The 20955-nt window shown below is 40.9% G+C and carries 14 protein-coding genes; 11 read left to right on the forward strand and 3 right to left on the reverse strand.

Annotation, left to right across the window (positions count from 1 at the left end):
- Positions 1-31 precede the first annotated feature (31 nt).
- On the forward strand, positions 32-820 hold the full coding sequence (locus tag KZP23_RS13770) for a gluconate 5-dehydrogenase (protein ID WP_226332308.1): 789 nt from the start codon (positions 32-34) through the stop codon (positions 818-820).
- A 59-nt stretch (positions 821-879) separates the two neighbouring features.
- Here the strand turns inward: KZP23_RS13770 and KZP23_RS13775 are convergent, their stop codons facing one another.
- On the reverse strand, positions 880-2913 hold the full coding sequence (locus KZP23_RS13775) for a hypothetical protein (protein ID WP_226332310.1): 2034 nt from the start codon (positions 2911-2913) through the stop codon (positions 880-882).
- A gap of 225 nt (positions 2914-3138) precedes the next feature.
- Positions 3139-3831, reverse strand: coding sequence for a 2'-5' RNA ligase family protein (locus KZP23_RS13780; protein WP_226332311.1), 693 nt, complete (start codon positions 3829-3831; stop codon positions 3139-3141).
- Between the two features lie 176 nt (positions 3832-4007).
- Here KZP23_RS13780 and ygiD point away from each other — a divergent pair, with 176 nt between their 5' ends.
- Positions 4008-4841 carry a 4,5-DOPA-extradiol-dioxygenase gene (ygiD, locus tag KZP23_RS13785; RefSeq protein ID WP_226332312.1) on the forward strand — a complete coding sequence of 278 codons (834 nt, stop codon included), beginning with the start codon at positions 4008-4010 and terminating at the stop codon, positions 4839-4841.
- 141 nt (positions 4842-4982) lie between these two features.
- Here ygiD and KZP23_RS13790 read toward each other — a convergent pair whose 3' ends face one another.
- Positions 4983-5849, reverse strand: a complete 867-nt coding sequence (locus KZP23_RS13790) for an endonuclease/exonuclease/phosphatase family protein (protein ID WP_226332313.1) — start codon at positions 5847-5849, stop codon at positions 4983-4985.
- Positions 5850-6494: 645 nt separating this feature from the next.
- Here KZP23_RS13790 and KZP23_RS13795 point away from each other — a divergent pair.
- The 9 genes from KZP23_RS13795 to KZP23_RS13835 all read left to right on the forward strand — a co-directional run bounded on the left by KZP23_RS13795 (position 6495) and on the right by KZP23_RS13835 (position 20947).
- The gene (locus tag KZP23_RS13795; protein ID WP_226332314.1) at positions 6495-7160 is read left to right on the forward strand and encodes an RNA polymerase sigma factor; all 666 of its coding nucleotides are present in this window, start codon (positions 6495-6497) and stop codon (positions 7158-7160) included.
- A gap of 309 nt (positions 7161-7469) precedes the next feature.
- On the forward strand, positions 7470-8513 hold the full coding sequence (locus KZP23_RS13800; protein WP_226332315.1) for a FecR family protein: 1044 nt from the start codon (positions 7470-7472) through the stop codon (positions 8511-8513).
- 45 nt (positions 8514-8558) lie between these two features.
- On the forward strand, positions 8559-11933 hold the full coding sequence (locus KZP23_RS13805) for a SusC/RagA family TonB-linked outer membrane protein (RefSeq protein ID WP_226332316.1): 3375 nt from the start codon (positions 8559-8561) through the stop codon (positions 11931-11933).
- 12 nt (positions 11934-11945) lie between these two features.
- Positions 11946-13577, forward strand: a complete 1632-nt coding sequence (locus KZP23_RS13810; protein ID WP_226332317.1) for a RagB/SusD family nutrient uptake outer membrane protein — start codon at positions 11946-11948, stop codon at positions 13575-13577.
- A 32-nt stretch (positions 13578-13609) separates the two neighbouring features.
- A complete protein-coding gene (locus tag KZP23_RS13815) occupies positions 13610-14737 on the forward strand; it encodes a SusE domain-containing protein (protein WP_226332319.1) in 1128 nt (375 codons plus the stop codon).
- A 168-nt stretch (positions 14738-14905) separates the two neighbouring features.
- Entirely contained in the window at positions 14906-16060 is a 1155-nt protein-coding gene (locus KZP23_RS13820; RefSeq protein ID WP_226332320.1) for a glycoside hydrolase family 76 protein, read from the forward strand.
- Positions 16061-16310: 250 nt separating this feature from the next.
- Positions 16311-17729: a glycoside hydrolase family 125 protein gene (locus KZP23_RS13825; protein WP_226332321.1), complete on the forward strand. Its 1419-nt coding sequence runs from the start codon at positions 16311-16313 to the stop codon at positions 17727-17729.
- Positions 17730-17899: 170 nt separating this feature from the next.
- The gene (locus KZP23_RS13830; RefSeq protein ID WP_226332323.1) at positions 17900-20059 is read left to right on the forward strand and encodes a GH92 family glycosyl hydrolase; all 2160 of its coding nucleotides are present in this window, start codon (positions 17900-17902) and stop codon (positions 20057-20059) included.
- A 15-nt stretch (positions 20060-20074) separates the two neighbouring features.
- A complete protein-coding gene (locus KZP23_RS13835; RefSeq protein WP_226332324.1) occupies positions 20075-20947 on the forward strand; it encodes an ROK family protein in 873 nt (290 codons plus the stop codon).
- Positions 20948-20955 lie beyond the last annotated feature (8 nt).

The raw sequence follows: 20955 nt of genomic DNA on the forward strand, positions 1-20955 counted from the left end.
AAAGCATAACCAAATAACTAATAACCAATCAATGAAAGAATTATTTGACCTGACAGGGAAAGTAGCCTTAGTAACCGGTGCTACGCATGGTCTTGGTATGGCGATGGCCAAGGCATTGGGTAAAAGTGGCGCTACCCTGATCGTGAATGGACATACACCAGCCAAAATGGAGGCGGCTATCAAGGCATATAAGGAGGATGGGATAGAAGCTCATGGTTATCTCTTTGATGTAACCAGTGAGGAAGAAGTAGATAAAAACATTACTGATATAGAAGCTAAATTCGGGACAGTCGATATTTTAGTGAATAATGCAGGGATGATCCAAAGGACGCCAGCCATGGAAATGGAAGTGGCTGATTTTGCCAAGGTGGTGAATATGGACCTGGTTTCTCCTTTTATCATGGCCAAAAGGGTATCTAAAGGCATGAAGGAAAAAGGAGGCGGCAAAATCATCAATATTTGCTCCATGATGAGTGAATTGGGGAGAAATACTGTTTCTGCCTATGCTGCTGCTAAAGGAGGCTTGAAGATGTTGACCAGAAACCTGGCCACGGAATGGGCCAAGTATAATATTCAGGTAAATGGGATTGGTCCAGGCTATTTTGCTACTGAGCAAACTGCACCAATCCGTGTGGATGGCCATCCTTTTAATGATTTTATTGTGAATAGAACGCCTGCAGGCAGATGGGGAGATCCTGAGGATTTGCAGGGAACTACCATCTTTTTGGCCAGTAAAGCCAGTAACTTTGTCAATGGACAGATTGTTTATGTAGATGGAGGAATTTTGGCTACTATTGGCAAGCCTTCTAATGAAGATTAAGGATTAACTGATTTTGAAAAAGCCCTTTCAGTCTTGTTACTGAAAGGGCTTTTTCGTTTTTAATTTTTCACATATTTTCGAGAGGGGTATGGGCCGTCATCAAATTCATTATAAGTGATATGGAAGTTGAGCGGATAGGTCAGTGCATTATTTTTAAGGTTCACATCGTATGTTCGATAGCTCTCAAAGCCATAATGCCAGAAACCACTTTCGGAAAGAAAGTATCTTCCATCCCGCTTATATATTTCCCAAGAAACATTATAAAAAGAGTTTCCATTTTCATCTGTTCCATCTCTATTAGGGGAATTAGGACCTTCGACGATATAGCGTCCTATTCCACCCTCATACAATTCTAGGTTTCCTGGATTGGGATCCGTTATTCCTTCATTGATTCCATAAACGGACCAGTTCCCTACGACTGCTTTTTCATAGATGGCTGTGGAATCAATTTCTCGGACATATAGTGTATAGTTGATGAAATCTATATCTTCTCCCTTACTGTTTTTGATAGAGGATTTAATGGTTTGTCTAGCCTCTTTCCCAGCAGTGAACCTTATTTTGGCCAAGCCTGTAGTGTTAATGTTTGATTTGTCTGAAGATAATTTGCCGTCACCTTCTGTTACTTCCCAATGGACTTCCATTCCATTTGGAAAAGTTGTATTGTCAGCAGAAGGGAAATCCAATTGTCCTTTTACATCCAAATTTATTTCATCATCTTGGTATATGGTTTCTGTTTCTATCTCTTCATTTTTTATAAGACTAAAACAAGGGTATATTTTGCCATTGATTACCTGTCTACAAATGCTGATATCGTTTAGAACAAACATATCCCCAAATAACTTACTTGTGATAAAGACGGCCTCGGATTTGGCATATAAATTTAAAAATGAAACCAGTTTTTTGAGATATACTTCCTTAGCAGTGGTACTGCTTCCTGGAAAGTTGCTAAACATATCTGTACAAGCCGCCATGGATTTTGAGGAAGATTTAAATAGGCTTGTCAAATGATCAAGATAGAACTCGGTAGTTAATTTATCGGCATTTATGGCGTCGACAATAACATTGGAGGTGGCATCAAAAACTTCGTTTAAACATCCTTGATCAAAAATATTGGAAATTTCCAAAGTAGGGATTTCGATGCCGAAGCTTTTAAGGATTATTGCATGAGAAACGGCGATATTATAATAGGCCGCTTCCATGGAGAGACTTGAGTTCATTAAATTGGAACTGGTAGGACTACCGAATTTAATGGGATATTTGCTCTCCAATGGTAATGGGATTTCCAAGTTGGGACCTGATTTAAAAACTGCATCTGAGGTATTACCTGTTATTGCAGCCCAAATGCTGGAGAGAGAGGGGAATGATACTGAATTTCCAGGCAAGATGAGGTTGTCAGTAATGGAAGTTCCTTCATGGAATACTTCCACGCCCCAAGCAGCTGTGGTAGTCCCATCATTACGAATCGTCAGGGTCTTATTGGAAAAGCTCAAGGAAGGCTCGACTAAATAATCAACTTCCGGAATGATGGTGGTCCGGTCATTAGGAGAGCTTGTTTCTGATGAGATAATGGCCTTGTTGAGAACTTGGAAAGCACTCTGGACTCCTTCATTGTTTAATGGTGAAATGCCATTTTCCAAAGCAAGCTGAACAGCTTCATGCAGCTTGTTAAATTCTTCCATTTGACTGATTTCATCCAGGATTTCTTTAAGTTTACCCTCTTCAACATAAGCTGTCCAAGGAGCAAGTGCAATAATGGCCCTTGCAGTGGTCCGTGCATTAATAAGTTCGCCGTCATCACCATAATATTTGGCCAACATCACTTCTCCATTTTGATCCTCCACAAAGAGAAACTGTTTGTCAATCTTGTTTTTTGCAATGGTGAATTCATTTTCACCGTAGAGTTCATAGCTTCCTGATGTGGAGGTGACAGAGAGTGTTTGTGGATCGATGGAAGATGGAAGTTCTACCGAACCGGTATATTTTTCCTGACCTTCCTCTACGGTGATGTTTTTTGGGTCAGGTTTGATGTCTTCGTCCTTACTACAGCCAAAACAGCAAATAATCAGGAAAATAAGGGGTAAAAGTTTGTTCATAAGAATGTCATAAATGAGTATTACTTTTCAAAATAGAATCTAAATATTATGTGGAGATAAAAATAGGGCATTGTAAAATAAAAAAATATACTCATAAATGAGTATTTATGTCGTGTAATCATGAATGAATGGCCAATAAATGTTAATTAGGGCCTGCTGCAATCTAAAGAATTTAGTGCTTTAGTTTGATCTTCGGTGAGGCTTCAAAAAGTATATTGGATAGACTTATACAGTAGTTTGTAATGAAAAATCAGATAATTTCCGGGTGTTTTCTCTTCTTTGATACCAGTCATTATAAACCAATTCAATATTTTTTGCTTTGAAATGGCCAAAATCATGCATATCATACTTGTTGACCAATTCAAACAATTGATCTTTTTGCTGTAAGGGCTTAGTAAACCTCATAATGGTAGAATGGGCTGTTTGAAGGGTATATCTTTTATCCAAACTTTGCTGTAAATGACTGTTTTTGAAGTTTTTCCTAAGTCGTGTTCTTAGTTCATGCAAAGCGGTGTTTTGTGGATAGCCCTTTATTAGTACTCCGGCAGGACTTAGCATGATTCCTTTGTATTGAATGGAAATGGGAGGGATTCCATGAATGCTTTGACGGACAATTTCAATATAATCAGTGGATGAAATACTATCAAGTGAAAATCCGGGAAAGCAGGAAATAATAGATAGTATAGTGATGTGGATATCAGAGCTGGGGTAATAATACTGATGGGGTTCAATAGCCCTAAGCTCAGCCAAAAAAACTTGGATCTTTGATGTTACCGATTCATCGGGACGGGTAAGAACCGTCAATCCACGTCTGGAATCATTGGGAGCTTCAATTAAGGTGTCTATATCATATTGGTCGTTATGGATGCCTTCCTGTGAGGATTGCGCCAATTTGGAATAGTGGAGATCTAGATTCATAAAACGATGATAGCTTTATGACAGCAGTTTTGCAAAGTATAGTAAAAAAATAAGTTGAAATATTACCTAAGCCTTATATTTGATGTATATACATGAATTAAATTGCGCTGATTTTAGTTAAGATAGAGAAAGTTGCTAGGCTTGTGGATGTGAAGCATAAGAAACCATAGAAGAAAATGAAAAATATAGCTGATTTTAATCGATTTACAGATGATTTGGAGGAAAACGGAAAAATCATGCCGGTATTGTTTATCGGTCATGGATCACCCATGAACGGGATAGAGAATAATGAATTCAGTGATTACTGGAAGAAGCTGGGAAAGGAAATTCCTACTCCTAAGGCAGTATTAGTGGTTTCTGCCCATTGGCTAAGTAGAGGGACAAGGATTACGGCCATGGATTTCCCCAAAACCATTCATGATTTTGGAGGATTCCCTCAAGCACTGTTTGAGGTGCAATATCCAGCACCAGGAGATCCTGGGTTGGCTGCTTATACGGCTAAAAGTATTCAGTCAGCCAAGGTAGACTTGGATCATGAATGGGGCTTGGATCATGGAACTTGGACGGTGGTGAGGCATATGTACCCTGAGGCTAAAATTCCTGTTTTGCAGCTTAGTATAGATTACTATCAAAGTCCACGATATCATTATGAATTGGCAAAGGAGCTTTATCAGTTGAGGAAAAAGGGTGTCCTGATTATTGGTAGTGGTAATATGGTGCATAATTTGAGGATGGTCGCTTGGGATAAGCTGAATGAACCAGAATATGGTTATGACTGGGCGATAGAAATGAATGAAAATTTTAAAAATTTAATTCAGGATGGTGACCATAAAGCATTATTGGATTATCAAAAATTGGGCAAAGCAGCTCAATTGGCCATACCTTCACCAGACCATTATATTCCCCTTTTGTATACTATGGGATTGAGCAGTCCTCAAGAAGAAATCAATTTCTTTAATGATAAGGCCGTGGGAGGATCTCTGACGATGACTTCGGTGAAATGGGGCTGATGTTGAAGTAGCAAGTATTAAGTACTAAGTATAAAGTATTGAGAGACTTTGTCGCGTTTGAAGGGCTATAAACTAAAAACCCGCGCTGCAAGCGCGGGTTAGAATGTCTAGCTACTCAATACTAGCTACTCAATACTATTATTACTTCTTCCATTCAATAACTGACATTACAGGGAAATGGTCAGAAGGGTAGCGGTTATGATAGGTGTCTGTTAGGATACCATATTTTTTTACATTCAGATTTTCACTGACAAAAATGTGATCGATTCTTCTGTCAGAGCTTTTGCTGCTATCAAAGCTATTAAAGGTACCATTGTTGGCATAGCGAATAGCTGCGGCTTCATAGCAATCTTTCAGCTCTTTTGAATCTTTAAGTAAGCTATAAGCAGGATTTTCTTGATCCACATTGAAATCACCTGTCAGCATTACTGGGATGCCTGCTTTATCCGCCTCTTTTATTTTACTTAAAATCAATTTGGCACTTTCCTGCCGGGCTTCTACACCAACATGGTCAAAATGAGTGTTGAAGACATAAAATTGTTTGCCGGATTTTTTGTCTTTTAGTTTTGCCCATGTACAAATTCTCGATAGGGCAGCATCCCATCCTATATTTGGCTGGGTAGTATCGGTGGATAACCAAAAGGTATTGCTTTCCAGTACTTTGAATTTTTTCTTGTTATAAAACAAAGGAGAATATTCACCTTTTTCTTTTCCGTCTTCTCTACCTACACCCACATAGTCAAAATCCTCCAATTGTTCATCCAAGTATTGTAATTGATGCTTTAAGCTTTCTTGAACTCCAAATACATCAAATCCATGAAATTGGATCAGGTCCACCACTATTTCTTTTCGGTTGTCCCAGTTATTCGGGGCATCTTTAGGATTATCATAGCGGATGTTAAAGGTGGCAATGGTCAGGTTTTCACTTTGAGCAATGGCAGAAAAGGCAGTTGAAAACATTCCTAGGGAAAAAATCACCAGGAATAGCTTGGTTTGTAATGCTTTCATTTTAATTTTTCAGCTTAATGGGTTTTTAATTAGGATAATATATTTTTTGAATAAAATACCATTAGGGAAACTATGCTTTGTTTACCATAAGGCTAAAATTCCTAAATCTGTGGTTATTATAATTCTTAGGATGTTGAACAACCTGGCTTAAGCCCCAAGTTTGGGCTCATCAGAAGATCACTTTTAGGAATTGGGTAAAGATAGATTTTTTCTGTTTATTCTCTAGGCTGAATATCCTACTAGTCGGTTTTACCTTTGTTTTCATCAGACGATTGATAACACTTGGTACAGCTTAATGGGTTTTTAATTTTTGTTCATCTAATTGATAAATAGGTCTTTAAAAGGAGTAAAAAGACAGGTTTGCTTTAAAAATAATTCAAGCTGAGTGAAGATTAAAAAATAGTTAATTATCCTTAGGACAGGGATTAGATAGTATTTCATTTTTTTTGTTAAAAAGACTTTTTAGTGCAAAAAAGGCGTTTCATTCGATCACTAAAATGGTTTAGCTATTGCTATTTGTGAATGGAATTTGTAAGTTTAACACGGTTTATTCCTACAAGGAACTAAGTTTGAAGAATAAACAGTTGGATTAGAAGCCTCGTAAGCTTGAATTATAAGGTTTTTTGACAATAACCCTAGACCGAAATGATACCTTCTAAAGAAATAGAAACCTTTTCAATTTCTGATAGCAAATATGCAAAAGAGATGGATGCTGCTGCACATGCAGAGCAAGAATCAGGTATTTGGAGGGAGTTTCAGCAAGGAAGCGAGTTGGCTCTGGCCAAAATTTTTAAATTATACGCCCATAATTTATTTAACTATGGACGACAAATAACGGCTCATGAGGACCTGGTAAATGATGCCATCCAAGATGTGTTTTATCAGTTGATCAAAAGTAAGCACAAGATTTCAACAGCAAATTCAATCAAATATTATTTGTTCAGTAGCTTTAGAAGGAGACTGATGAGACTTCTCAAGCAGAAGAGAAAAATGATTTGTGAGGAAAACATTGAAAAGGAAGGGCAGTTTTTGATGAGTATAGATCCAGACTATCATTCGATTCAAACCATGTTTACCTTGGATCAGAAAAAGGTGCTCGAGGAGGCCTGCAACCAACTTCCTGTTCGACAAAGGGAAATCCTAAGCTTGTATTTTTTTGAAGGATTATCCTATAAGGAGATTGCGAGCGTGATGGATTTTTCCCAAGTGAAATCCGCTAGAAAGTTGTTGTACAGGGCCCTGGATAGCCTTAACACGAGACTGCATAAACATAAGGACATTTTAAGGATATTGTTTGTTTTTGTAGCTTGATTTTTAGTAGAGATATAACTTGTCTAAAATAGCTATGGATGCATTTGTTGCTTGATAAAAAGCATAAACACCTTATGTTTTTTGAATACATCAGGATACCAGAACGAAATTAATCGACCATTTAATTGGTCTGTGCTCAGTTCAGCTTATCAATGCCCCTAGGAGTTTTTTAAAATATCATGATAGAAGGGGCGCTTTATAAAGCTGAAAAAAATAAAAAAAATAGCATTGATTGGGGTCACTTTTATTGGCCAGGTCTCTTATAGGTTGCAAGTGAAAAATAGACCAGAAAGTAACCTAAATTAGTCAATGAAATTTGACCCAAATACTGAATCCGATTTTTTGAAAAATCCTCTTTTTCTGAAGTGGATAAAGACCCCCAATGCAGAATTGGATAGGTTTTGGCAAGCTTGGGGCAAGAAGCATCCGGAAAAGGCTCCAATGATGTTAAGGGCCAAGGAACTTTCCAAATCCTTGAGATGGAAAAACAAATATTCCATGGATGAGCAGGATTATGATAAGATGTTGGACAACCTGATCCTGTTCAATGCCAAATATGAGCATCAACATAAAATAAAGAATATACATGGCACGGGAGAAGCTGGTAGGCTTAAATGGTGGTGGGCTGCTGCGGCATCATTGCTGCTTTTGGGCTTTTTGTCATTGCGCTATTTTGAGCCTGTAGGAGATTCAAATGACGATGAACCAGAGATCATATGGATTACGAAAGCGGCGGCAAAAGGTGTGAAGAAAATAGTTCATTTGCCAGATGGTTCTGAAGTAACCCTCAATTCGGACAGTGAAATCCGATATCCTTCCAGTTTCGAGACGGAGCGTACGGTTGAATTGAATGGTCAGGCATTTTTTGATGTGGTCAAGAATCCCGAACTGCCTTTTATGGTACGAAGTGGTGAGCTAAAGACCACTGTGTTAGGGACTTCATTTGATATCAGTGCCTATCCCCAAGATCAGGAGTTTCATGTGGCAGTAGTAACAGGGAAAGTTAAGGTGGACACAGAAAATGGAGTAACTGCCATGATTACTCCTGATGAGGCTACTTTTTATGATACCGAAAAGCGATCCCTTACTAAAGGGACCTATGATTATAACCATTTGATCGGCTGGAAAGAAAGGGTGCTGAAGTTTCAGGAAGAACCTTATGCGCGTGTTTTCGAGCGTTTATCCAGGTGGTATAATATAAGTTTTGACTTTAATAATGGAACTGTTTTCCCTGGAAAATACAGTGGTGAATTTAAAAATGAAAGCCTTGAGAATGTGCTGAAAGGTATGCAGTATTCTTTGGGTTTTGACTATGTGATCAAGGATGGAAAAGTAAAAATCAATCAAAAATAAAACGGCTTTGATGCCAAATAATTCAATTTAAATAATCCCAAAATAATGAAAGAAAAACTACTCGTATTCAAGAGGAAGTTGCTGTTACGCTGTTTTCTTTGTCTGGCATATTTTGCCGGGGGAGGAGCAGGTGCGCAGGAAGCTTTCGCCAATCAGCAAAAAGACCTGGAGAGTGTCATCGTTTCCATAAGCGTGGAGGACGCTCCAGTCCAAAAAGTCCTAAGGAATCTTCAACAACAGACAGATTTCAAATTTGCATACGATTTAGACCAGGTCAGGAATACGCCGATGATCAGTCTAAAAGCAAAACAGCAATCATTGCTATCTGTATTGGAGGAAATTTCCCTCAAAACGCAGTTGACTTTTAAGCAGATCAACAGCACCATCCATATTGTGAAAGATAAAGGGGCTGTAAGGCAAAATAATAGTCCTGCCAAGCTTGATTTGATAGAAATTAAAGGGAAGGTAGTGGATGAGAATGGAGAACCTTTACCCGGAGCTACTATAATTGTGGAGGGTGAATCAGGTTCAGGGACTGTGACAGATCTGGATGGAAATTATTCTATTGATGTTGCAGAAGGGGCCACATTGGTGTTTTCCTTTATTGGATTTGAGTCCAAAAAGGTGGTTGTAGGTAATATGAATGTTATCAATATTACCTTGAATGTGAGCACTTCATCTTTGGAAGAAGTAGTGGTGGTAGGCTATGGTACGCAGAAAAAGCTCAGTGTAGTGGGGGCAGTGGACCAGGTAGGTCAAGAGAAACTGGAAGGTAGGCCAGTGGCTACCATGAGCCAAGCTTTGCAGGGTGTCTCGGCAAACTTGATTGTGCAGCAGCGTAATTCCGAGCCCGGAGCTGGAATTAACTTGAATATCAGGGGAATCAGTACATTGGGAGATAATAGCCCTTTGATCGTGATCGATGGTGTTATTGGTGGTGATATTAATCTGCTAAACCCTTCCGATATAGAAAGTGTTTCGGTGCTAAAGGATGCTGGTAGTGCCGCTATCTATGGTTCCAGAGCTAATAATGGTGTGGTGCTGATCACTACAAAACAGGGGAAAAAGAATTCTAAAACTAAAGTAACCTATAATGGTCTGGTGGGCGTCAACACCCCTAAATTCTTTACAGATCCCGTTCATGGCTATCAAAATGCCATGCTCAGAAATGAGTCGGCTTTCAATGCTGGCAGAAGTGAGGCGGTATTCAGCCCTGAAGAAATCCGTCAAATTAGAGAAAATGGTGATACGGAATGGTTTGCTAAGGAAATATTTAAAAATGCCATTCAGCAAAACCATAACTTATCTGTATCCGGTGGAAGTGAAAATTCAACATACCTTGTTTCTGCAGGATATACAGATCAGCGAAGCAATTTTGTTGGGCCTGAAAAAGGCTATACCCGATATAATTTCCGCATGAACCTGACCAATGAATTTGGTAGATTCAAAATGAGCTCTAGGTTGGCTTATACCAGAAGATTGATCAAGGACCATTCCTATTCCAGTGGTACATTGATGGCTGATGCCAACAGGGTTCCGCTTTATTACAACCAGAAAGACTCATTGGGAAGGTACTTGACCAATGATATTCTTCAGGAGTTTAATCCGCTAGGCATTTTGGAAAAAGGTGGCTTCAGAGAACATACGGATGATAATGTATTTGGTAATATCAGCGGGGAACTTAAGCTGACCAATGACCTGAAAATGCGTGGTGTATTTGGATTCAATATGTATTCTAATAATATGTATGCCAGGACCATGCAGGTGGATTTTTATCCAAGAGGTGTTTATGGAGGAGATAGGAATACGACCGATGAAAACCGAAAGGGACTTGATCTCAACACGCAACTGATGATGCAGTATGATAAGGCTTTTTCTGAATCCCATGAGATCAGCGCTTTGCTAGGTGTGTCCAATGAAAACCACAGTGATCGTGGCATTGGAATCTATAAGCGTTTTACCGATCCGGAATTGGGAACACCCGTAACTGAAACAGTCATCAATCCTGATTCTTATAATTCCAACCAAAGTTCATCCGAAAACAGTTTGAATTCCTTGTTTGGGAGGGTTTCTTATGATTTTGAGAAGAAATACTTCGCAGAATTAAGTTTCCGATATGATGGCTCTTCTAAATTCAGAGAAAGTAAGCGATGGGGATTTTTCCCTTCAGCATCCTTGGGCTATCGCCTTTCGGAAGAAGCCTTTATGAGTGATTATCGTAATCGTTTTGGAGAAGTAAAAATCAGGTCTTCTTATGGGGTTTTGGGTAACCAAAATGTGGGGAATTACCAGTACCAGACTACTTTCTTTACCTTCCAAAATGCTTATGGTTTTAATAACGCGGCAGTAGGAGGCACAGGATTTAATTATGCCAATCCCAATATTCAATGGGAGAGGGCTTCCACCTTCAATATCGGTGCAGACCTTGACTTTTTGGATGGAGCCTTGACCTTGAGCTTGGATTATTTTGATAAAGTAACATCTGATATTTTGGTGCCACCAGCCGTACCAGGCGTGTTTGGGACTTCCTTACCGGATTTTAACAGTGGAAAAGTAGGCAACAAAGGTTGGGAAATTACCACTTCTTACAGACACCGCGGAGATTTATTTGAACATACTTTCTCATTCAATCTGGCTGATTCCAAAAACAAAGTGTTGGACTTCCAAGGAGAAGAAAGACTTACTGGAGTGGAAGAACTCCAAGTGCTGCTGAAGGAAGGGTATCCATTCAATTCCTATGTGGGATTAAAAAGAGACGGTTACTTCCAGAATATAGACGAAGCAGAAAATGGACCAAAGCCTGAAGGCTTGAATGTGCAGCCAGGAGACAACCGCTATGTGGATGTGGATGGCAATGGTATCATCAATGATGATGACAAATATGTTTTTGGCAACCCTTTCCCAAGAATGACCTTTGGACTTACTTATAATGTTCGTGTGAAGGGTTTTGACCTGAATGTATTCGCCCAGGGAGTAGGTAGCAGAACCATGATGATCCGTGGGGAAATGGTGGAACCTTTCCATTATAATTACGGCATGACCATGTATGAGCACCAGTTGGATTACTGGACACCTCAAAATCCAGATGCACGTTTTCCAAGATTAGCGGATAATGGCAGTCAGTCCAATACCAATAATTTCCGAAGAGGCTCTGATATGTACTTGTTTGATGCAGCTTACCTCCGTTTGAAAAATATACAGTTGGGCTATACCCTTCCTAGTAGTTTGGCAGAAAAGCTAGGGATGCAAAATTGCCGCGCATACGTTTCTGGCCAAAACCTGTTTACCCTTTCCAAGGTGGACTTTGTGGATCCGGAATTGTCGGAATTTGATAACAGCATGAGAAGCGGTGGCGCCAATAGTGCCCGTGCTTATCCCACCATGGTGTATTACGGTTTTGGATTGGACATCACATTTTAATGAGCTCAAAAGATGAAAAAACTAAGTAACTATACAATCATTTTATCGGCATGCTGTACCCTGTTTTGGACAGGATGCAAGGAATTGGATTTGGCACCCGAAAATACCTTTACCGATTTGACCTATTGGACTTCGGAAGCCAAAGCGCAAAGTATGCTGAATACAGCCTATTCGCAGATGTTTGACAGCAACCGCTTTTTTTATAATGAAGGTGCATCGGACAATGCCTATAATGGACGTGGAGATAATGCAGGAGCGGCTTCCTTGGCCGCAGGAACTTATGATCCCTCATTGGGTCGCCTGCAAAGCCAATGGGACAATAATTACAGCGCCATCAAAACCTGTAATATCCTATTGGAAAATATAGATAATGTCGAAGAGATGGATGAAAGTGTGCGGGAGCGCATGAAAGCAGAAGCTCGCTTTATCCGTGCTTATCAGCATTTTCAGTTGACGACTTGGTTTGGAGATGTGCCTTTATTGGAAAGGGATATTACTATTGAGGAAGCCCAGTCCGTTAGTAGGACTCCAAAAAGCCAAGTACTGGATTTTATCATAAGTGAGCTTGCGGATATTAGCGGTATTCTTCCGACGCAACAGGAATTGGCAGCGGCTGAAAGAGGTAGAATTACCAGTGGCGCAGCAATGGCCCTTAAGGCCAGAGTGCACCTTTATGAAGGACAATGGCAGCAAGTGGTTGAAACAACAGAACCATTGATCTTTGGGGATGACTATGGTAGCTATGGTTTGTTTCCCTCTTATGAAGGCTTATTTATGCCCGAAAATGAATACAATCAGGAAGATATCCTGAGCATGCAATATGTGCCACAGTTCCGCACTTGGGGACAGTTTTTTGATATGGCTCCCTTATCTGCTGGAGCCCGTCTCAATGCCCTGGCACCTACTCAGGAATTGGTCGACAGCTATTTGATGGAAAATGGCCTGCCGATCAATGATCCGAATTCCGGCTATGACGAGGGAAATCCATATGTCCGTCGTGATCCAAGGTTAAAAGCCACTATTGTCTATCATCTCTATGAGTGGGAAGACAATGGAGAAACCCATACCATTTATATCAAACCAGGAACTGATCCTGATGAATCTGCACCGGATGAATATGTGCCAGGGTCTTCGTCTACGACGACCGGTTATTATACCCGTAAGTATTTTGACCCTTCCCGTATTACCCAGTTTGCCTCTGGGCTTAACCTGATGCTCTTCAGGTATGCAGATGTATTGTTGATGTATGCGGAAGCCAAAAACGAATTGAACCAAATGGATCAAACTACTTGGGATCAAACGATCGGTGCATTGAGGGAAAGGGCTGGTTTTGAGGTATCGACTGCTTTGGATTTTGATGCTGACTTAGGACAAAACGGCTGGAGAGAGGTCATCCGAAACGAACGCCGGGTAGAGCTGGCCATGGAAGGCTTGAGGGTGTTTGATATCAGAAGATGGCGCATAGCAGAAGAGGTGTTGAATGGTTGGGCACATGGGGCACAGTTTGGGCCACCAGCTGAAGATAATGGCTATCTCCGTGTCAATTTGAGATCTTTTGATCCTTCCAAGCATTACTTATGGCCGATTCCACGCGATGAACGAAACCTCAATCCTAATTTAACCCAAAATACTGGTTGGGAATAAACCTGAACAATAACCTGAAAACAATAAGAAAAATGAAAAATATAAGTTATCAATTTCTTTCCTTAATAATGGTACTGATGGCCGTTTGGAGCTGTCAAGAAGATACGGAGTTGCACACTGAGGTTAGTCCTGTACAGACCTTATATGCACCTGAAAACAATGCCTATATGAATTTGGGTGCTCAGAGTTCGGCTATATTTGAGTGGGAAGCTGCAAAGGCTGCAGATAATGGAGTGGTGCTTTATGATGTGGTTTTTGATGAGGAAGGAGGGGATTTTTCAGAGCCGCTTTTCGTAATGCCATCAGATGGTAGAGGAATGCAAAGAACCCTTACCTTGCCATTTTCTGAACTGAATAGAATCGCAGAAATGGCTGGAATCCAGCCTGAAGGAGTGGGGAAACTACAGTGGTCTGTTCAGTCTTCCAAGGGAATCAATGTGCAGGAGATATTGGACATCAGAACCATAGAAGTAGAAAGGCCAGCAGGTTTCCCTGCTCCTGATGAACTATACCTTACGGGTTCTGCTACTGAGGCCGGAGAGGACCTTTCCAATGCCATTTTGATGAAGAAGACCAGTGCCAATACCTTTGAAGCATATACTTCTTTGAAAGCAGGATCTTATTTCTTCGCGGAAAGAAATTCGGGAGAGCCGGGTACTTATTATATTGAGGGTGAAAAGCTGAAAGCGGAAGGTGAAACAGCTTATTCGGGAGAAGAAAAAGTATATCGAATCAGAGTGGACTTTTCTAATGGAACTACTGAAATCCATGAAATAGGGGATGTGGAACTTTGGTTTGCGCCTAATGGAGAATTTTTAACTGGCTTGCCTTATACTTCCAATGGCATCTGGGCCGTAGATGATTTTCCTATTGAGTTTAGGCAAGAAAGCTGGGGTAGGGATGAAAGGTACAAGTTCCGTTTTATGGTGACTGATGCTGAAGGCAATACCTCAGAAGAGTGGTTTGGTAGCACCAATGGTGACAACCAACGTCCAAATGAATCAACTGGACCAGCATATTGGTACATGGTGCCTGTCACCAATGACCGTTGGAATAACTGCTTTAAGTTTGCTACAGAAGTGGACAATGCTTCAGCAGATATCCAGATCATGTTCAATGCTGAAGTTTCCAACTATACTCATTCCGTGACCGTGGAATAAGTTTAGGATAACTCAAAAAACCGTCTTTGCAAAAAATGACGAAGCAATCCCATTATTAGTACACGGGATTGCTTCACTTCACCATTATTCGTTAACAGAGATCAATAGTGTGGATTTGATGTAGAGAAGGAACAAAACCTAATGATTGATTTGATAAAAGCAAAAAAGATGAAAACATATAAAATTGCCTTATCGGTACTGGCGCTTAGCGGAATATTGTCCGCTTGTGTCGATAGTGATCTGGGGCCTTTGCGAAAGGATTTTGAGCAGAATGAAGAGATCAGTTATGATTATGCTGCAACAGCCGATTCTATGCAAAACAGCACCTATTCACTATATATTGCCCAAGATGGCACCTTTAATTTTAATCCAGGAGGGTCCTACGGGAATTATTGGCCCAATGCCCATGCCCTGCATGTATATGTGGATGCCTATACCCGTACTGGAAATGGCGCCTATTTGGATAAGATGAAGAAATTGCTGCTAGGTATCAAAGCCAGGAATGGCGGTACTTATTCCAATGTATTCAATGATGATATGCTTTGGCTAGGAAATGCCTGTGTCCGTGCATACAATGCCACCGATGATGCGGAATATTTGGAAGTAGCCGAGTTTCTTTGGGATGATGTCTTGGAAAGCTACAGTGAAGTATTTGGAGGAGGAATTACTTGGAAAAAAGACACGCCAAACCTTAAGAATGCCGTTTCCAATGGCCCTACCATTGTTCTGGCTACTAGGCTGTATAATGTGACTCAAGACGAGGAATACCTGACTTGGGCAAAGGATCTTTATGAATGGCAAAAAGCCAATTTGGTGGATCCACAGACTGGTTTGGTTTGGGATCATATCGAAATACTGGAGGGAACACCCACGGTCAAAAAGGATTGGATCTTTACGTATAATGCCGGGACTTGGATCGGTTCGGGACTTCGTTTGTTCCAAATTACTGGAGAAACAGGTTACCTAACTGATGCCCTACAAACCGCTAAATCTGCCATGAACAGATCCGAACTGACAACGGATGGTATTTTGAAGAGTGAGGGGCAAGGAGATGGTGGTTTGTTCAAAGGGATTTTTGTCAGGTATTTCACAGAATTGATCCAAGAACCAGCGGTATCAGATGGCGATAAAGGAAATATGGTGAATTTCTTAAAATTCAATATTGAAACCTTCTATACAAAAGGACTACGCCGTCCGGATATGTTATGCGGACCTTATTGGAGGGAGCTTCCAGGAGAGCAGGTAGACCTTTCCACACAGCTTTCAGGTATGATGCTGATGGAGGCCGCTGCTTTATTGCAGGAAGAAGGAGTTTTGGAATAATGGGGGCAGCAAAAACCCTATTAAGCAAATTGGACTAATGCTATAGAAGATAAGTCGTCAAGCTGCCCTAAGTACTTTGGGACGGGCTTGGCGACCTTTGAGATTTAAGGAAATGCCTCTCTTATAAATTTGCTTGTATTGTTAAGCTAAATCGATTAATTTTCCAGCCAAATACAAATAATCTCCAAAGTGAGAAGGGATATCCTGGCTTGAGTTTGGAGAAATACAACCGAAATAATTCGAATATTACATGATCAGAAGGGATTTTATAAAAACCAGTGCGGCAGCCACATTTGGCGTGGCCATGGGGCCAGCAGTTTCTTTTGCAGGAAACATGGGGATGAAAGAAACAAACCGCCCAAAAATGGCCGAGCGAAACTTTACCAGTAAGGCGGTAGAAAATACGATTAAGGAAATTAAAAAGAATATCAAAGACCAGGAATTGGCTTGGTTATTTGAAAACTGCTTTCCAAATACCTTGGATACCACGGTGGAGTATTCAGAGAAAAATGGCAAACCTGATACTTTTGTCATCACAGGGGACATTCATGCCATGTGGTTGCGTGATTCTTCGGCTCAGGTTTGGCCTTATGTCACATTAGTCAATAAGGATAAGCAACTCAAAAAACTTATCCAGGGAGTGATCAACAGACAGAACGAATGTATCATTATCGATCCTTATGCCAATGCCTTTAATAAAGGTGCAGAAGGAGGAGAGTGGCAAAGTGACCATACCGATATGAAACCGGAGCTGCACGAGCGGAAATGGGAGATTGACTCTCTATGCTATGCCGTTCGTTTGGCCAATGGTTATTGGAAAGAAACAGGAGATACCAGTATATTCGATGATCGTTGGGAAAAGGCCATGAAATTGGTACTGAAGACTTTCCAAGAGCAGCAGCGTAAAGAAGGCAATGGTCCTTACCATTTTCAGCGAACCACTTCCCGTGCCACAGATACCCTTTCAGGTGCTGGCTATGGCAATCCAGTAAAACCTGTAGGGCTGATATGTTCTGCTTTTAGACCTTCAGATGACGCGACTATCTATCCTTTTCTGATTCCTTCCAATCTTTTTGCAGTGCAGTCTTTGAGACAGTTGGCGAATATTTATAAAGAAGTGAAGAAGGACCGTGCTTCTGCAAAGTCCTGCGAGGATTTGGCCAATGAAGTAGAAGCGGCCATCCAAAAATATGCCGTGGCAGAGCACTTGGATCATGGAAAGATCTATGCTTTTGAAGTGGATGGATATGGCAACAAATTATTCATGGATGATTCCAATGTGCCTTCATTATTAAGTATGGGCTATTTGGGCTGTTTGGATATTGATGATCCTATCTATCAAAACACAAGAAACTTTGTATTGAGTGAGGACAATCCTTATTTCTTCTCGGGTAAAGCAGCTAAGGGGATAGGAGGGCCACATGTGGGAATGGATTATATCTGGCATATGAGCATTACCTTACAGGCCATGACAGCTACTGATGATGAAGAAATCAAGCAATGTTTGGAGTGGATCAAAACCACCCATGCAGGAACAGGATTTATGCATGAAGGATTCCATAAAGATGATCCGGACGATTTTACCCGTAGCTGGTTTGCTTGGGCCAATACTTTGTTCGGTGAGTTGATTTATACGCTATATAAAGAAAAGCCACATTTGTTGGCTTGACGGTCATAAAAGAGCGTTTCTCACAGGGGTTTTCTGGTTTTTATAGCCTTTCCAAAATCTTTGTGAGGAGCTCTCTTATGATTTCTGATCACAAAATGAGCTGTCTTTGTACTTGACACTCAAAATAACTATCGAACCTATTAACCTATTTGATAAAACCTAAAAGACCTATGCGTTCATTGAGCCTAATTACTTTTTTTCTAGCTTCAATATATCTTTTTGGCTGTGCCAAAGCACAAGAAGATAAAGCTGACCTTACCCAATTTGTCAATCCTTTTATCGGAACGGCACCCTTGACCGATCCTTCCCAAATCGGTTATACCCCCCCAGAAGGGTGGAGGGTCTGGGCAGGTTTGACTTACCCGGGTACTTCTTTGCCCAATGCCATGGTACAACTTAGCCCCATTACGGAGTTTGGTTCTGGAGCAGGCTATGAATATGAGGACACAGAAATCCTAGCTTTTACCCATACCAACAAAGGCCACTGGAATCTCTGTAATATTCCTATTTTACCAGTAAACAGGACCTCGACCAAACCATTTAAGTCGACTTTTAGCCATGATCAAGAGAATGCTAGCCCAGGTTATTATGAGGTTTATCTTGAAGATTATAAAGTTAAGGTGAGATTGACCAGTACCCTTAGGGCCGGAATCCATGAATATACCTTTGATCAACCAACAGACAGGACGATACTTTTTGACCTGGGAAAAGCTAATAACAGGGTTTCTGACTGGAAGATAACCAATTCTTCCAAAACAGTTTTAGAAGGCTTTCAGCGAGTGGGAGGAGATAAGGTGCATTTTTATGTGAAGTTGAGCCATGAAATAGAGACGGTCAATATCATTGAGGAAGGAAAGCGGGATGGCTATGCCACGGTAGATATAAAAGACGGAGGAAACAGCCCTGTGGTATTACAAATCGGATTGTCTTATGTAAGTGAGGCCAATGCTAAGGAGAATTTGGAAAAGGAAGTAGGGAGCAAGTCATTTGAACAAGTGCATGAGGAAGCAGTAGATACTTGGAACAAATTGCTTTCCCATATCACCGTCAAAGGAGGTACAGCAAAAGAGAAGGAGATGTTCTATTCCTCTTTTTATCGGTCTTTCCTATGGCCAGCATTGAGAAGTGATGTAAATGGTGAATTCAGTGATGAGACTGGTAAAACACGCAAAGAGGACTTTAGGTATTATACTTTGCCATCACTTTGGGATACCTATCGTAACAAGGTGGTACTGCTAAGTATTGTACAGCCAGAGGTGACCGCTGATGTGATTCAGTCATTGGTGGATAAAGGACATCGAACAGGTTTCATACCGACTTTCTTCCATGGTGATCATGCTGCCTCCTTTATTACAGGATCATACCGAAGAGGGATCAAAGATTTTGATGTCAAAAAAGCCTATGAGTACCTATTGAACAATGCCTATAAGGAAGGTGGTACGAGACCATATATCAAAGAGTATATTGAAAAGGGCTTTATCTCTGACCCGCATGTGGAGCATCCCCATGTGGAGACCAAAGCCAAAGCAGGTGTGTCCAAGACATTGGAGTTTGCCTATGATGACTACGCATTGGCGCAGTTTGCCAAGGAAATGGGCGACGATGAACATTATCAGGACTTGATGAAAAGAGGACAGAATTACCGCAATGTATTTGATCCTTCAGTGAATTTTATGCGAGGGAGACTGGAAAATGGTGACTGGATCAGTCCTTTTAATCCGGAATATCCTTATTATGAATACATGTACCGGGAAGCAAATGCTTGGCAATTGTCCTTTTATGCTCCACATGATATGCCTGGTTTGGTGAAATTATATGGAGGCAAAGCGGCATTTGAAGAAAAATTGGATACTTTTTTTACAAAACCTTGGAATCCTGAATATATTGCCAGAAACGTTTCCGGTTTTATGGGCCAATATTGCCAGGGTAACCAACCTGACCATGAAGCGCCATTCTCCTATTATTTTGTCGATAAGCCAGAAAAATCCCAGGAGGTATTGGATAAACTTTTATCTGATTACTTTGGTATTGGTGAATATGGGCTAGCTTTCTCCGGGATGGACGATGCTGGAGAAATGTCATCTTGGTATACTTGGACGGCCATGGGACTTTATCCATTAAGCCCGGCAGATACAGAGTATTTGGTGACGGTTCCGGTATTTGATGAGGTAAGTTGGAAGGTAGCGGATGGAAAGTCGATTACCATACAAAACCCTGCCCAAGGCAGAAAGTTACGAGGAATAAAGGTGAATGGACAAGCATTGGAAGGATATTTTATTCCGCATGAGCTTTTTAAAACCGGTGGTAAAATAGAGCTGATCACAGAATAGCAAAAACAAAGAAAAATGCATGCAAACAAAGTACTGGGGGTAGATGTAGGAGGTTCTCATATTACTGTCGGACAAGTAGATCTGGAAACCCGCAGGCTTTTGGATGATAAGTTGGTCCGGCAACATGTCAATTCCAAAGGGAGCGAGGAAGAGATTCTTCGATCATGGAGCAAGGCTATTGGGCAGCTTATGGAGGATGAAAAGCCCTCTGTACGCATAGGGCTGGCAATGCCTGGGCCATTTGACTATGAGAAGGGGATTTCATGGATCGGCAGTACCCAGGACAAATACGAGGTGTTATACGGGAAAAATATAAAAGAGCTACTTGCCAGTTATTTGGGAATAGCTCCATCCCAAATCAAGTTTAAAAACGACGCAGCCTGTTTCCTGCAAGGAGAGATCTTTGCAGGCGCAGGTAAAGGTTATCAAAGGGCCATCGGGATGACTTTGGGAACTGGGGCAGGAACGGCCTACTATCATGGCACTGAAGCCCAAGATGCTGCTCGTTGGGGCGATCAATTTGGAGAAAGCATTGTGGAAGATCACTTTTCTACGCGTTGGTTTGCTAAAAAGTACCTTGAAAAGACCGGAAAGCAACTGGCAGGGGTGAAGGAAATGTTGGACTTAGCAGACAAGGAGTGGGTAAGCAGCACATTTGAAGAGTTTGGTAGTTTGCTGGGACAGTATTTAAACAGGTTTATGGAAGAGGAAAGTCCCGAAATAGTCATTATTGGGGGAAGTATTTCTAGGTCATCTGATTTATTTTTTCCAGCAGTAAAAAACACATTGAAGGAAAAGAACAAAAAAATCCCCTTGGTGAAAAGTGTACTAGGAGAACAAGGAGCATTGATCGGTGCTGGAAGTGTCTGGTATGAAGAAGCATTTTAGTGGGAAAG

The organism is Echinicola marina, assembly GCF_020463795.1.
Lineage (GTDB): Bacteria > Bacteroidota > Bacteroidia > Cytophagales > Cyclobacteriaceae > Echinicola > Echinicola marina.